Source organism: Streptomyces coeruleofuscus, from assembly GCF_039532725.1.
Taxonomy (GTDB): domain Bacteria; phylum Actinomycetota; class Actinomycetes; order Streptomycetales; family Streptomycetaceae; genus Streptomyces; species Streptomyces coeruleofuscus.
The window spans coordinates 473158-488781 of the sequence record NZ_BAAASE010000005.1; the positions used below are offsets into that span (position 1 = coordinate 473158).

A 15624-nucleotide genomic window follows, 5' to 3' on the forward strand; every position below is an offset into this window, starting at 1 on the left:
CTCGGCGGGATCCCGGAGCTACCGCCACCAGGGACAACAGCCGCTCCAGGAGAACGCTTCAAGCACCCCGGAAGCCGCATGCCCCACATGTTGACAGGTGGCGATTACCGCAAGAGCATGAGCGAAATCAGTTGGAATCTTGCATCGGCACGCAGTTTCAAGCAGATCGCAAGCCCGCCCGGCACCGCGCTTCCTCGTGACCGTGCACTGCGCACGCCACCGGCACCACGCACCGCCGCTCCTGAGTCACCGTCCTGTCCGACAGGAGGACACGAGTGCACCCCCGACTGAGCAGTCCCGGCGGCCCGTTGCTCGCAGCCGCGCTGACCGCCGCCCTGCTGACGGCGCCCGTCACCGGCTCCCCCGCCGGGGCCACGGCCGACGCCCGCCCCACCGCAAGCACCACTGACGAGCCGAAGGTGGCCCGCACCGCGGACGCCGTCACGGTCTCCGTGCCGGCCTCCGCCGGCGCCCCCGGCTACACCCTCGGCGTGGCCACCGACGAACTCGCCCTGACCACACGCCGCGCCGGGAAAACCGTGCTCGCCACCGCCTCCGGCGACACCGGCGCCCTGCGCTTCACCGCGGCCGACGGCACGTGGCAGCACGCGACCGACGTCACGGACTGGACGTGGAAGAACGGCGTCCTGACGGTCACCGCCGACAGCACGCTCGACGGCGCCACGGTGGAGGCCCGGATCACCCCCCGCGCCGACCGCTACCAACTCGACTGGGACGTCCGCGGTGGCGAACCCAAGCAACTGGGCCTCGCCTACGACCTGTCATCGGCCGGCCACTGGTACGGCCACGGCGAGGCGGAGACCCCCCAAGGCGGTCCCGGCGTCAACCAGCCCTGGCCCCTCGACGCCGGTGAGGTCGACCACGAGACCTTCGGCCCTGCCTCGTACAACATGATCGACCCGTTCTGGTACACCTCCAAGTCGACCGGTCTGCGCGTCGACACCGGGGATGTCATGGACGTGCGGCTCAACAAGGGCAAGGACGGCCTCGGCACCTTCACCGTCGAGTCGCCCGACACCTACAAGGCCACCGTGTTCGTCGAGTCGACCCCGCTGGAGGTCTACCGCGACTACATCGGCATCGTCGGCAAGCCGGCCAAGTCCGATGCCACGTACGAGCAGTACGCCAAGCCGCTGTGGAACTCGTGGGCGCAGTTCTACACCAAGATCGACCAGGAGAAACTGCTCGACTACGCCACCGACCTCCACGACAACGGTCTGGACGGGCACACCATCCAGCTCGACGACAAGTGGGAGTCGAACTACGGCAATCTGACCTGGGATCCCAAGACCTTCCCCGATCCCAAGGGCCTCTCCCAGAAGATCCACGACATGGGGTTCGACTTCGGCATCTGGGTCACCCTGTGGATCAACCTGGACTCCGACAACTACCAGTACGCGGTCGACAACGGCTATCTGCTCATGGACGCCAAGGACACGAGCAAGCCGTGTGAAGTGACCTGGTGGAACGGGCAGGCCGGGATCATCGACCTGGCGAACCCGGACGCCAAGGCCTGGTACGAGGGCAACCTCAAGAAGCTGATGGACACGTACGACATCGACGGGCTGAAGTTCGACACCCGCTTCTTCGACGAGAAGTGCGCGCCGCGCGAGGGCCACCAGGCCACGGACTACCAGAAGCTCGGCACGCAGCTCGCCGACGAGTTCGACCTCCAGGGCGCGGGCATCCGGGTGCACTGGAACCAGACGGCGCACGAGGCGGGCTTCGTCACCCGCCAGGTCGACAAGGGCACCGGCTGGGACTCCCTGCGCGCCTCCGCCACCCAGAACCTGGCCATCTCCACCATCGGCTACCCGTTCGTCGAGTCCGACATGATCGGCGGCTCCGGCGGCCAGCCCGCACCGTCGAAGGACGTGCTGGTGCGGTGGGCGCAGTCCGCCTCACTCATGCCGCTGATGTACGCCTCGACCTCCCCGGTGGACACCAACGACACCACCACCGGGCAGAAGGTGGACTACGACCAGGAGACGGTCGACCTCTACCGGCAGGCGATCAAGACGCACGAGAAGCTCGCCCCCTACATCTGGGACCAGGTGCAGAACACCCTGGAGACCGGCGATCCGATCATGCGGCCGCTGTTCTTCGACTTCCCGAAGGACGAGGCCAGTTACACGGTCACCGACGAGTGGATGCTCGGCCCGGCCGTGCTGGCCGCGCCCAAGCTGAGCACCGGCGCCACCCGCTCGATCCATCTGCCGCCGGGCACCTGGTACGACGTGAACCAGGGCACCGTGATCCGTGGCCCCAAGACCCTGAAGGGGTACGCGGCGCCGCTCGGCGTCACCCCGGCCTTCGTCGACCTCAAGGCCGAGGGAGCGGACAAGGCCATCGAGGCGCTCAAGCGCGACGACGCTCCGGCCGCCTCCGTCCTGATCACCCCGGACGCCCCGTCCACCGACGCCGGCAAGCCGTTCGAGGTGACCACCGAGGTGACCAACTGGGGCGCCCGGACCATCGAGAACACCAAGGCGGCACTGGACCTGCCCGAGGGCTGGACGGCGAAGGCGACCGGCCCGACCACAGCGGTCTCGCTCAAGAACGGCGCCACCCTCACCACCACCTGGACGGTGACCCCGGCCGACGACGCCCGATGGGGCAGCCACAACCTCACCGGCACGGCCACCTACAACGGATCGACGAAGGTGTCCGACACCGTGCAGGCGCAGGTGAAGGCCGCCCCGGGCAGCGTGCAGGAGCCGTATCTGACGGCCGACACCACCTCCGAGGATCCTCAGTACGCCCAGGCCGGCGACCAGTTCGCCATCTGGGCGGGCGGCCAGGACCTGTCCGGGTGGAAGGACGAGAAGGGCGTCATCTACCGCGACGACGCGGCCGGGGAGAAGGCCACCGTGCAGGCCCAGCTGGTCTCCCAGGACAGCGCCTCACCGGTCGGCAAGGCCGGTGTCGCCCTCGCCAACGACCTGACGGCGCCCGAGAAGGGCGGTTACGCGGTGCTGGTCATGACCCAGAGTTACGGACTGGAGTTCATGACCGACAGCGACGGCGACGGGAAGCTCGACACCTGGGCGGGCGGTGGCTCCACCTACCACCCGGCCCATCTCAAGCTGACCCGGGACGGCGCCACCTACACCGCGTACGCCAGCAAGGACGGCGAGAACTGGTCGCAGGTCGGCACCGCCCAGGTGCCGTCGGCCACCGGCACCGGTGACGCCGGGATGGTCGCCAGCGCGGCCAACGTCAACTACCCCGGCGAGAACATCGAAGCCGTCTTCAGCGGATTCTCCGTCACCTCCTGACACGCCGGTCCGGCACCACCGCCACCCCCCGCTTCCCGGCAGGCCCCCCACCACCTGGGGCCTGCCGGGGACCAGTCCCTGCACAGCCGTGAGAATTGGAACCCACCCCATGGCACGTACATCCTCAGCTGTCGCCGGCTTCGTAGCGGGCGTGGTCGTGGCCGCCAGTACCACCGCGATCGCCGTGACCGGTACGACGACCACCGGCACCGACGTCGATTCCAAGGCCACCACCACCTGGCTGACCGTCAAGGTCGCCGACGCCATGGGCACCAGGGACACCATCACCTGGGTTCCCACCGGCTCCTTCGCCGGCTCCGCGGAGGAACGCGTCCCGCGCTACCCGATGACCACCATCCAGGGCAAGGACACCAAGCAGCTCAAGCTCTCCGCCGTGCGCAACGAACAGGTCTCGGCGCAGCTGGCGATCGCCTCCGGCCAGAACCTCGACGACGTCAAGGCCGTGGTCGGCGACCTCACCGGGCCCGGCGGCGCGAAGCTGTCCGGTGCCGACACCCAGGTCCGGTTCGTCAAGTACGTGCCCGTGCAGCGCTCCAAGAGCGAGGTCGACTGGTCCGCCACCATCGACCAGGTCAGCTCCGGCAAGGAGGTGTCCGGCGACCGCAACCCCGACGTGGTCGGCGACGCGCTCGAGGAGCGGTCCTCCGTGGACGTACCGGCGTACGCGGCGCAGCCGCTGTGGTTCACCTTCCACATCCCCGACGATGCGAGACCCGGCACCTACACGGGCACGGTCAAGGTCAACGCCGACGGCCGCACCCAGGCCAGTTACCCGCTGACCATCGAGGTCGCCGACGCGAGCGTGCCCGCCCCGAAGGACTACAAGTTCTTCCTCGACGTATGGGCGCAACCGGAGACGATCGCCAAGAACCACGGCGTCAAGCTCTGGTCCGACGACCACTGGAAGCTGATCGAGAAGTACAACCGCGACCTGGCGTCGCGCGGCCAGAAGGTCATCAACACGACCATCGTCGACAACCCCTGGCACCACCAATGGTCACTCGGCACCCGGGAGTCGCAGACGGCCACGCCGTACGGCAGCATGGTGGGCTGGAGCTGGAACGGAAAGACGTTCTCCTTCGACTTCAGCCGCTGGGACAAGTACGTCCAGACCGCCAGACGCGCCGGCCTGGGGCCCGACATCGGCGCCTTCTCCATGCTGGCGTTCCAGGACCAGGAACACCTCACCTACACCGACACCAGCACCGGCAGGACCGTCTACGAGAACGTCGATCTGGGCGGCGCCCGCTGGCGGGAGGCATGGGGAGCGTTCCTTCCCGCCTTCGAGAAGCACCTGAAGGAGAAGGGCTGGCTGGAGAACACCTGGCTGTCCTTCGACGAGCGGCCCATCAACACGATGACGGTCGTCAAGGACTTCGTCCACGAGGTCGCGCCGACCTTCGACGACCGTATCTCCGTGGCCGGTTCGATCAGCACCGAAGGCGTCGCGTCCAACCTGTCCGTCGACTGGGGCGGCATCGACGCCATGACGAAGGAGAAGGTGGCGGAGCGTCGCAAGGCCGGCAAGATCACGACCTTCTACGTGTACGGCGCGCCGGCCCACCCCAACACGCTGTCGTTCTCGCCCGCCGTCGAGTCGCGGATGCTGCCGTGGATCTCCGCCCAGCGGAACCTGGACGGCTTCCTGCGCTGGTCGTACAACAGCTGGACCAGCGACCCCTTCAACCAGCCCGTGCACATCTTCACCCAGGGCGACGAGTACCTGGTCTACCCGGGCAAGGACGGCCCGATGTCCAGCATCCGCTGGGAGCAGCTGAAGGAGGGCATCGAGGACTACGAACTCATCGCCCAGCTGCGGAAGAAGGACGGCGGCGCCGACAGCGACGCCCTGACCGAGGCCCTCACCACCGCGACCCGGAACCTCGACGGCCGGACGAAGGACGTGCGCGACATCGAGACCGCGCGGGCGGCAGTCGTGAAGGGGCTGACCTCATGAAGGGCAAGTGGAGATCTCTGCTGCTCGCCGGAGCGCTGACCGTCATGCCTCTGGCCGGCGCGGGGGTAGCGGCACCGGCCGAGGCGGAGCCGAAGGCCCCGCACACCGTCACCTACGACCGGTACGCCGTCAAGGTCAACGGCAAACCCCTGTACATCTGGGGCGCCGAGTTCCACTACTTCCGGCTGCCCAGCCCGGACGCGTGGCGCGATGTCCTGCAGAAGATCAAGGCGGGCGGGTTCAACGCGGTCTCGCTCTACTTCGACTGGGGCTACCACTCCCCCAAGCCGGGCAGTTACGACTTCACCGGTACCCGTGACGTGGAGCGGCTGCTCGACGAGGCCGAGCGCGCGGGCCTGTACGTGATCGCCCGCCCGGGCCCGTACATCAACGCGGAGGTCTCCGGCGGCGGCATGCCCGCCTGGCGCAAGACGCAGGCCGGCGTGAACCGCACCTCCGAGCCGGAGTACCTGAAGGCGGCCCGGGAGTGGATGAGCCGGATCAACCCGATCATCGCGCGGCACCAACTCACGCGCGGAACAGGCAACGTGATCCTCTATCAGGTCGAGAACGAGTACCAGGGCGGTCGCGAGGACGCCGACTACATGCAGACCCTCATCGACTGGGCGAAGCAGGACGGCATCGACGTCCCGACCTTCGTCAACGACGGCGGCGCCAACCAGAACTGGGTCAGCGGCAAGGGCGCCCCCGACATCTACGGCTTCGACGCCTACCCGCAGGGCTTCGACTGCAAGGACCCCGACACCTGGAGGAACCTGCCCGACTACTCGTACGTCAACGAGTGGAAGCCCGAGTCACCGCTGATCATCCCGGAGGCACAGGGCGGCGCCTTCGACCCCTGGGGCGGCACCGGATACCAGGACTGCGCGAAACTCACCGGCACCGACTTCACCCGAGTGTTCAGCAAGATGAACATCGCCGCCGGGGTGAGCGGCCAGTCCTTCTACATGACGTACGGCGGCACCAACTGGGGCTGGCTCGCCGACCCGAACGCGGTCTACACGTCGTACGACTACGGGGCCCCGATCAACGAGTCCCGCCAACTGACGGAGAAATACCAGGAGTTCAAGCGCCTGGGATACATGGTCAACTCCGTGACCCCGCTGGCGCGCACGGACAAGGCCGAGGCACCCGTCCCGTCCGACGACGCCCTGCGCATCGACCGGCGCGTCAACCCCGACGACGGCACCCAGTTCTTCACCGTGCGGCACGCCGACACCCGGGTGAAGGACAAGGATGAGACCACCCTGTCCCTCTCGGGCAAGGACGGCGACTACCCGCGCGTACCGCAGCAGGGAACGATCACCGTGGACGGCCGAGACGCGAAACTCCTCGTGGCCGGCTACGACTTGGGTGAGAAGCAGCGCCTCGTCTACTCCACCTCGGAGATCATGACGCACGCCCGGATCGCCGACCGGGACGTGGCCCTGCTGTACGGGCGTGAGGGCGAGGCCGGCGAGACCGTGCTGCGGTACGCAGAGCGGCCCGAGGTCAAGGTCCTCGACGGCGATGTCACCACCACCTGGGACGCCGAACGCGGCGACCTGCGCCTGAACTACACCCACAAGGGCCTGGCCCGGGTGCTGGTGAACGGCATGGAACTGCTGATCGCCGACACCGCCGAGACAGCCCACTGGTGGCGCCAGGACACCGCCTCGGGACCGGTCCTCGTACGCGGCCCGTCCCTCGTCCGTACGGCCGAACTGGCGGACGGCACCCTGAAGCTGACCGGCGACTCCACCAAGGCCGCGAAGATCGAGGTCATCGCGGACGCCAAGAAGGTGACCTGGAACGGCAGCGAGGTCGCCGTCACCCAGGCGCCTCGCCCGGTCCAGCTGCCGGCGCTGACGACGTGGAAGTACAAGGAGGAGGCACCGGAGTCCGCCCCCGGCTTCGACGACTCCACCTGGACCACCGCCGGCCACCTCACCGCCAACAACCCGGAGCTGGCCGGGTCGCTGCCGGTCCTCGCGATGGACGAGTACGGCTACCACCACGGAAACGTCTGGTACCGCGGCCGGTTCAAGACCACCGGTGCCGCTACCGCGCTCGCACTCGACGCCAAAACCGGTAACACCGGCCAGTACGCGGTCTGGCTCAACGGCCGCTACCTCGGCAGCTCGGGCAACGGCGCGCACACCTTCGACATCCCGGCGGACACGTTGAAGGACAGCGGGGACAACGTCCTCTCCGTCCTGGTGGAGAACGCGGGCCACAACGAGGAATGGGGTCACGACTACTCCAAGGAGCCGCGAGGTCTGCTCGGTGCCGAGGTGATCGGCGGGGCCTCCACCTTCACCTGGAAGATCCAGGGCAGCCGCGGCGGCGAGGACCCGGTCGACACCGCCCGGGGCGCGTACAACAACGGCGGGCTGTACGGGGAACGGGCCGGCTGGTCCCTCCCCGGTTACCCCGACGGCGGTTGGAAGAGCACCACCCTTTCCGGGCAGTCCGGGAGGACCGGGCCCGGCGTGCGCTGGTACCGCACCTCCGCGCGGCTCGACCTCCCCCAGGGCCAGGACAACGCGGTCGCGCTGGACCTGGCCGAGGCCGCGGGCGGCGATACCGGCTACCGCGCGCAGATCTTCGTCAACGGCTGGATGATCGGCCGCTATCTGCCGGACACCGGACCGCAGACACGGTTCGTCATCCCCAAGGGCATCCTGCGCGAGCAGGGCACCAACACCATCGCCCTGGCCGTCTGGTCCACCAAGGCCGGCGCGGGCCCGGGTTCGGCGAAGCTCGTCGACCTCGGCGCCTCGGCGGGCGGTATCAAGGTCGGTACGGTGGCCGCGCCCTCGTACAACGCCACGACGTACGCCATGCCGGTCTCCGGCGCCCGGGTCACCGTCGACGCCGAGCCGTTCCTGGGCACCGGCACCGCCGCGAAGGTCCCCGTCACCCTCGGCGTGCCGAAGGACGCGCCGACCGCCTCGAAGGTCGAGCTGGCGCTGAAGGTCCCGGACGGCTGGACCGCGACCACCGACGACACCACCCGTTTTGACCAGGTGCGGCCCGGCGACACCGTGACCGCGGACTACACCGTCACTCCACCGGCCGACCCGGTCCACTACGCCGTGCTGTCCGCGACCGCCAAGCTCACCCAGCCCGGCCACCCGGGCACCGTCACCGGTGTCCGGGCCGTGCAGGTGCCACCGCCGGGGCTGTCCGCCGACGCCTATGTGAGCGACCTGACCCTGGTCAAGGCGGTCAACGGCTGGGGTCCGGTGGAGAAGGACACCTCCAACGGGGAGAACGGCGCGGGTGACGGTCGCCCCTTGAGTATCGGCGGCACCACCTACGACAAGGGACTCGGCGTGCACGCGAACAGCCAGGTCCGGGTCTATCTCGGCGGCGGCTGCACCCGCTTCACCGCCACCGCAGGGGTGGACGACGAGGTCGGCGACGGCGGCAGCGTCTCCTTCAAGGTGATCGCCGACGGCCGCTCCCTCGCCACAACCCCGGTGGTGCGCGGCTCCGACGGCGGCACCGGCATCGACGTGGACGTGACCGGAGCACGCTGGCTGGACCTGCTGGTCGACGGGGACGGCGATGTCTCCTCGGACCACGCCGACTGGGCCGGGGCCAAGCTGACCTGTGGCGGTGCCTGATGCCCGGCCTGGGCAAGGGGCGTCACATGCACGGGAAACGCGGTTGGCTCGCGGCTCTGCTCCTGGCGGTCTCGGCCGTCGTGGCCGGAATGGTGGCGCCCGCCGAGGCCGGTCAGCAGGACGACCGGCGCGCCTGGACGGGGACCTGGGCGACGGCGGCCAGCGAGCACTACGAGGTCTCGGGGATGTCCGAGGTGACGGTGCGGATGCCGGTGCACACCAGCGTCGGCGGCTCGTCCGTACGCATCCGCCTGACCAACGCCTACGCCACCGACCCGGTGACGATCGGGCACGCGACCGTGGGCCTGCGCGACGGCGGTTCCGCCGTGGCCCGCCCGTACGACGTGCGGTTCGGCGGGAAGCGCGCGGTCACCATCCCGGCGGGCGGCCAGGCTGTCAGCGACCCGGTCGGACTCGCCGTTCCGGCCCTGGCCGACCTGGTCGTCAGTCTCCATCTGCCCGGCCAAGTCACGCACATCACCGATCACTGGTGGGCGCAGCAGACCGTGTACTGGACGGACTACGGGGCGGGCGACCACGCCGCCGACACCTCCGGCGACGCCTACACCTGGACCACCAAGAGCTGGCCGTTCCTCAGCGGCGTCGACGTGACCGCGCCGAGAACGGGGTCGGTGGTGGCGCTCGGCGACTCGATCACCGACGGGTCCTTCTCGACGGCCGACACCAACCAGCGCTGGCCCGACCTGCTGTCCGCCCGGCTGAACGCCTGCCTGCCCGGCGCCGGAGTGCTCAACGCGGGCATCACCAGCAACCGGATCACCGCCGGGACCGCGACGAACCCCTCGGCCCTGGACCGGCTCGAGCGGGACGTGCTCTCCCAGCCGGGGGCGCGGACCCTGATCCTCTTCGAGGGGATCAACGATCTCGGCGGGGCGAGTGCCGAGCAGATCATCGCCGGGATGACGGAGATCGCCGACCGGGCGCACCAGCGCGGGATGCGGGTCGTCGGCGCCACGATCACCCCGTACAAGGACTTCACCTGGGGCGGTTGGAGCGAGGAGACCGAGGCGCGGCGACAGCAGGTCAACGCGTTCGTCCGGGACTCCGGCGGGGTCTTCGACGACTACGCCGACTTCGACCGGGCGGTCCGGGATGCGGCGGACCCGCGCCGGCTGGGCGCGGCATACGACTCCGGTGACCATCTGCATCCCAACGACGCCGGGATGAAGGCGTTCGCCGACTCCATCGATCTGACCGCGCTCGGCCTCGGCCGCCCGTGCTCTTGAGGAGGACCCGTGTCCAGAACGCTTGAACACCTGCGTGGACGCCGAAGATTCGCGGCCCTGGCCACAGCCGTGGCGGCGACCCTGGCCGCGCTGCTACCGGCGGCGCCGGCCGCGGCCGCGACCACGCCGCCGGGGTGGACGGGGACTTGGGCGACCGCGCAGCACGCCTCGTACGACCCGGGCACCTCGGAGGTGACGGTGCGGATACCGGTGCGGGTGAGCGCCGGCGGGTCGAGCGTACGCATCCGCCTGACCAACGGCTTCACCACCGAGCCGGTGACGATCGGGCACGCGACCGTCGGGCTTCGTGATGGTGGTTCCGACGTCACGAAGCCGCAGCGGCTGCGGTTCGGAGGGAAGGGACAGGTGACGATTCCGGCCGGCGAGCAGGCGGCCAGCGATCAGGTCCAGCTCACCGTGCCCGCCCGCAGCGACCTGGTCGTCAGCCTGTACTTCCCGGGCCGGCTCACCCACATCAGCCAGCACTGGATGGGCCTCCAGACCGTCTACTGGACGCCCGACGGCGGCGGCGACCACGCTGCGGACGCCGACGGGGACGCCTTCACCAGAACCGATTCCACCTTCCCGTTCCTGACCGGTGTCGACGTACAGGGCAGCGACACGGCGGGCGCCGTGGTGGCGCTCGGCGACTCCATCACCGACGGGGCGTCCTCCACGGCGAACGCCAACCGGCGCTGGCCCGACTATCTGGCGGGGCGGCTGTCGGCCTGCACGTCCACCGCCGGGGTGCTGAACGAGGGCATCAGCGGCAACCGGATCACGGCCGGTGTCGACGGCAACCCGTCGGCGCTGGACCGGCTGGAACGCGATGTGCTGGCGCAGCCGGGCGCCCGGACGGTGGTCCTGTTCGAGGGCGTCAACGACCTCAGCTGGGGCGGCGCCACCGGCGACCAGGTGATCGACGGCATGAAGGAGATCGCGCGCCGTGTCCACGCCCGTGGGCTGCGTCTGATCGGCGCGACCGTCGTGCCGTATCGCGGCTGGGGCGACTGGTGGACCGAGGCCAAGGAGGCCGACCGGCAGAAGGTCAACGCGTTCGTCCGCGACTCCGGTGGCGTCTTCGACGACTACGCCGACTTCGACAAGGCGGTACGGGACCCGGACGACCCCACCCGGTACGCCGCCGCGTTCGACTCCGGTGACCATCTGCACCCCAATGACACCGGCATGAAGGCGTTCGCCGACGCGGTCGACCTCACCACCCTCGGGGCGGCCCGCGACTGCCCGTCGGCCCGCGTGCGGCTCACCCCGTACCGGCCGACCCTGCAAGCAGGGGGCGACGGCACTCAGATCACGTCGACCGTCACCAACACCGGCACCGAAGCGGTCACCGACGTCAGCACTCGCCTCGATCTCCCCGACGGCTGGTCCGCCGAACCGGCCGGCAGTGCGCGGACCCGCTCCCTCGCCCCGGGTGACAGCGCCGCGGTCACCTGGACGGTGACCCCCGCGGTCGACGCGGCCTGGGGCACCCACGAGATCGGCGTACGCACCTCCTTCGTCCAGGACGGCCGGACTCGCCGCGACTCCGACAGCGTGGACGCGACGGTGACCCCCGTTCCGTCAGAGGTGAGCCGTCCGTATCTGACGACGGCCACCACGACCGAGGAGGCCCGATACGCCCAGAACGGCGACCAGTTCGCCATCTGGGCAGGCGGCCAGGACCTGTCCGGCTGGAAGGACGAGAAGGCGGCGGTCTACCTCGCCGACGCCGCGCCGCCCTCCGGCACCGTGACCGCCCGGGTCGTCGGTCAGACGGGCAGCGGCCCGTCCGCGAAGGCCGGGATCGCCGTCGCCAACGACCTGACCGCGCCCGAGAAGGGCGGCTACGCCGTGCTCACCATGTCCGCGCAGTTCGGCCTGGAGTTCCTGACCGACAGCGACGGCGACGGCAGGCTCGACACCTGGGCCGGCGGTGGCAGCTCGTACCACCCCGCCTGGCTGAAACTCGTCCGCGACGGCTCCGCCTACACCGCGTACGCCAGCTCCGACGGCACCGCCTGGCAGCAGGTCGCGGCAGCCACCGTGCCGTCGGCGAGCGGCACCGGGGACGCCGGGATGGTCGCGAGCGCCGTCAACCTCAACTACCCCGGCCAGACCACCACCGCATTGTTCGACTCCTTCTCCACCACCCCGTAAGAGGTCTCCCCATGTCAATCAATCGCAGGCACTTCATGACCACGGCGGCCGCCGTCGGCGGCGCCGTGCTCCTCGCCCCGCCGGGGACCGCCCAGGCCTTGGCCGGCGCGGCGGTGCCGGGCGGCTCCGGCATACCCGACTACCAGCCCACCAAGGCGTCCCTCGACACCCATCCCGTGGCGCGCTGGTACAAGGACGCCAAGTTCGGCATCTTCGTCCACTGGGGCATCTACTCGGTGATCGCCGGAGCGACGCCGAGAAGCGCCTCGGAGTGGTACCTCTGGTACCAGAGCACCAAGGACACCGCCGAGTGGAAGTACCACCGCGACACCTACGGCGAGGACGTCACCTACGACGACCTCATCCCGCAGTTCAAGGCCGAGAAGTACGATCCCGACGCCTGGGTGAAGCTGTTCGAGCAGGCGGGCGCCGAGTACTTCGCGCTGACCAGCAAGCACCACGACGGATTCGCCCTCTGCCCCAGCAAGGTGACGGACCGTCACTCCGTGGCGTACGGCCCGAAGCGCGACCTCGTCGGTGAGCTGATGACCGCGGCCCGCAGACGCGGCACCGTGCGCCCGGGCCTGTACTACTCGCTCGGCGAGTACTTCAACCCGGCGATCGGCCGGCCGATGCGCAACTTCTACACCGACGAGGAGATCCCGATGACCGGCTACAAGCCGGTCGAGGACTACATCGGCGACTACGAGCTCAAGCAGCTCTACGAGATCATCGACCGCTACGACCCGGAGCTGCTGTGGGCGGACGGTCAGTGGTTCCGGCCCACCGGCAACCCGCCGTGGCGCAGCGAAGAACCCATGGCCCACTACTACAACCAGGCCAAGAACCGTGAGCGCCCCAAGGGCGTGGTGATCAACGACCGGTTCGACACCCACTTCGACTTCGCGACGTACGAGCAGCGCACCAACCCCACGATGGATCCGCAGAAGTGGGAGTGCTGCATGACCATGGGCTACTCCTGGGGCTACAACAAGCACGAGCCGGACGAGGACTACAAGACCTCCGAGTTCCTGATCCAACTGCTCGCCGACGTGGTCAGCAAGAACGGCAACCTGCTGCTCAACATCGGCCCCAGGGCGGACGGCACGATCCCCGAGATCATGCAGGAGAGGCTGAAGGACATCGGCGCCTGGCTGAAGGTCAACGGCCCCGCGATCTACGGGTCGACGCCCTGGGTGCGAGCGGAGGAGGAGGGCAGTGCGCTCGGCATCCGCTACACCGTCTCCCCGGGCAAGTTCAACATCATCGTGCTGGGCGCGCCCAGCGGCACCCTCTCGGTGCCCGGCGACATCCCCATCAGCGCCACGTCCCGGATCCAGCTGCTCGGCACGAGCGGCAGTCTGAGGTGGACCCGCCGTGACGGAAAGATCAACATCACCGTGCCGTCCTCCCTTCCCAGCCGCATCGCCAACGTCTTCACCGTCGACTGGGCGCGGTGACCGGCATGGGAATCTCTGACGGCACCCAGTTCGACGCCCTGGGGCCCACGCTCAGCGTCACCACGGAACCCGCCGAGCCGGCCGGTGGCGACACGATCACGGCCACCGCGGTCCTCACCAACGACTGCCCCTTCCCGCTCCGCAACGTCGTGCTCCACCTGATCGACCCGGGCGCCACCACGGCGGCGAAGACCATCCCGCTCGGCGACCTGCGGCTCGGCGCGAAGACGACCCGGCGCTGGGAGACGGCGATGCCGGCCGACGTGGCCGGGAACGTGTCGTTCACCGCGCACGTGGTCTTCGACGTCGACGGGCGCAGCAGCGACTGCGCGCGGTCCGCGAAGACGTTCACGGTGCCCTACGAGCCCAACGGGGTGCGGGACCCGTACCGGACGTTCGCCACCACCGACGACGCCGAGTTCGGCCAGTACGGCAGCCAGTTGGTGATCTGGGCGGGCGGCCGCGACTTCTCCGGCGGCACCGACGAGAAGGCGGGCATCCTCCTTCCCGGTTCCGCCGCCGAGTCGAGCGTGGTGCAGGTCAAGACGGTCAGCCTCACCGGCAGCGACAACCCCACCGCCAAGTACGGGATCGCCGTCGCGAACGACCTGACCGCGCCGGAGAAGGGCGGCTACGCCGTGCTCACCATGTCGAAGTCGTACGGCCTGGAGTTCATGACCGACAGCAACGGCGACGGACACCTCGACACCTGGGCCGGCGGCGGCGGTTCCACCCACCCCGCCTGGCTGCGCCTGGTCCGTGACGGCACGACGTACATCGCGTACAGCAGCACCAACAACGCTCTCTCCTGGACCGAGACCGCGCGGGCGACCGTGCCCTCCGCGAGCGGCGCCCTGGACGCCGGCGTGGTGGCGAGCGCCGTGAACCTCAACTACCCCGGCACGACGGTCCAGGCCGTGTTCGACCGCTTCACCGTGGAGGAGTCATGAACACCTACCGCCCCGAACAGGACTTCCTCCCGCCGCCCGTCTCCCTCACCGTCACCCCGGCCACCCCCGAGCCGGGCCAGACGGTGACCCTGACCGCCACCCTCAAGAACACCACCCGTATCACCCTGCGCGGCACCGTTCTCTACCTCGCCGTGGGCGACACCGCGGATTCGGACGACCTGGGCGGCATCACGCCCGGACGGTCGGTGACCCGCACCTGGAAGACCCGGATCCCCGACGACGCCGAGGGAGTGGTCCCCTGCGTCGCGCACGCGCTCTTCGACGTGCACGAGGACGGATCCGACTGCACCCGCACGACCTCGTCGCTGAAGCTGCCCTACAGGTCGCTGGCCAGTGCCTTCGACAACGCCGGCATCTCCTCCGACGACGCCACCACCACCGCCGACATCGACGGCTCGCGTTCCAGCCTGTCCGCCCAGGCGCTGGCCTCGGTCGGACTGACTCCCGGAGCTTCGGTCACCTACGGCGGGACGACGTTCACCTGGCCGGACACCGAGCCCGGGGCCAAGGACAACGTGGTGTCCTCCGGGCAGACCGTACGGCTGTCCGGCACCGGCTCGCGGCTGGCCTTCCTCTCCACCTCCACCTGGGGCGACGGCAAGGGGCCCGGGAAGGTCGTGTACGCGGACGGCACGGAGCAGGCCTTCTCGGTCGAGGTCCCCGACTGGTACTGGGCGAGCCCCGCGGCCGCGGTGGTCCTGCCGTACCGCAACACCCCCTCGGGCCAGGACAGGAACCCGATCAGCCTCTACACCTTCGGCGTCGATCTGGAGGACAAGGAACTGCACTCCGTCGTGCTGCCGAAGGTCAGCGACGGCCTGCAGAGCGGTGGTCCGGCTCTGCACATCTTCGCGATGACCGTCGCCTGATCCGAGAA

Annotated in this window: 8 protein-coding genes; all 8 read left to right on the forward strand. The window is 69.5% G+C overall.

The features are described 5' to 3' along the window. The first annotated feature begins 275 nt into the window (after nucleotides 1–275). The gene (locus ABFX81_RS21635; protein WP_346138507.1) at nucleotides 276–3299 is read left to right on the forward strand and encodes a TIM-barrel domain-containing protein; all 3024 of its coding nucleotides are present in this window, start codon (nucleotides 276–278) and stop codon (nucleotides 3297–3299) included. Nucleotides 3300–3408: 109 nt separating this feature from the next. After that, nucleotides 3409–5277, forward strand: coding sequence for a glycoside hydrolase domain-containing protein (locus ABFX81_RS21640; protein ID WP_086849226.1), 1869 nt, complete (start codon nucleotides 3409–3411; stop codon nucleotides 5275–5277). Next, nucleotides 5274–8909: a beta-galactosidase gene (locus tag ABFX81_RS21645; RefSeq protein ID WP_086849228.1), complete on the forward strand. Its 3636-nt coding sequence runs from the start codon at nucleotides 5274–5276 to the stop codon at nucleotides 8907–8909. The genes ABFX81_RS21640 and ABFX81_RS21645 overlap by 4 nt, the downstream gene beginning before the upstream one ends. A 26-nt stretch (nucleotides 8910–8935) precedes the next feature. Further along, nucleotides 8936–10156 carry an SGNH/GDSL hydrolase family protein gene (locus tag ABFX81_RS21650; RefSeq protein ID WP_346138508.1) on the forward strand — a complete coding sequence of 407 codons (1221 nt, stop codon included), beginning with the start codon at nucleotides 8936–8938 and terminating at the stop codon, nucleotides 10154–10156. A 9-nt stretch (nucleotides 10157–10165) separates the two neighbouring features. Next, nucleotides 10166–12316: a GDSL-type esterase/lipase family protein gene (locus ABFX81_RS21655; protein ID WP_086849231.1), complete on the forward strand. Its 2151-nt coding sequence runs from the start codon at nucleotides 10166–10168 to the stop codon at nucleotides 12314–12316. 11 nt (nucleotides 12317–12327) lie between these two features. Then, nucleotides 12328–13776 (forward strand): alpha-L-fucosidase, encoded by a 1449-nt coding sequence (locus tag ABFX81_RS21660; RefSeq protein WP_346138509.1) that lies wholly within the window; start codon nucleotides 12328–12330, stop codon nucleotides 13774–13776. Nucleotides 13777–13781: 5 nt separating this feature from the next. Then, complete coding sequence (locus ABFX81_RS21665) at nucleotides 13782–14726, forward strand: hypothetical protein (protein ID WP_086853762.1); 945 nt, start codon at nucleotides 13782–13784, stop codon at nucleotides 14724–14726. Beyond that, on the forward strand, nucleotides 14723–15616 hold the full coding sequence (locus ABFX81_RS21670) for a beta-glucosidase (protein WP_086853733.1): 894 nt from the start codon (nucleotides 14723–14725) through the stop codon (nucleotides 15614–15616). Before ABFX81_RS21665 ends, ABFX81_RS21670 begins: the two co-directional genes overlap by 4 nt. Nucleotides 15617–15624: the final 8 nt, after the last annotated feature.

What these genes read in the sequence shown, in the direction of transcription:
- ABFX81_RS21640 (WP_086849226.1), top strand. Translation starts at nt 3,409, where the DNA reads ATGGCACGTACATCCTCAGCTGTCGCCGGCTTCGTAGCGGGCGTGGTC.
- ABFX81_RS21645 (WP_086849228.1), top strand. Translation starts at nt 5,274, where the DNA reads ATGAAGGGCAAGTGGAGATCTCTGCTGCTCGCCGGAGCGCTGACCGTC.
- ABFX81_RS21650 (WP_346138508.1), top strand. Translation starts at nt 8,936, where the DNA reads ATGCACGGGAAACGCGGTTGGCTCGCGGCTCTGCTCCTGGCGGTCTCG.
- ABFX81_RS21660 (WP_346138509.1), top strand. Translation starts at nt 12,328, where the DNA reads ATGTCAATCAATCGCAGGCACTTCATGACCACGGCGGCCGCCGTCGGC.
- ABFX81_RS21665 (WP_086853762.1), top strand. Translation starts at nt 13,782, where the DNA reads ATGGGAATCTCTGACGGCACCCAGTTCGACGCCCTGGGGCCCACGCTC.
- ABFX81_RS21670 (WP_086853733.1), top strand. Translation starts at nt 14,723, where the DNA reads ATGAACACCTACCGCCCCGAACAGGACTTCCTCCCGCCGCCCGTCTCC.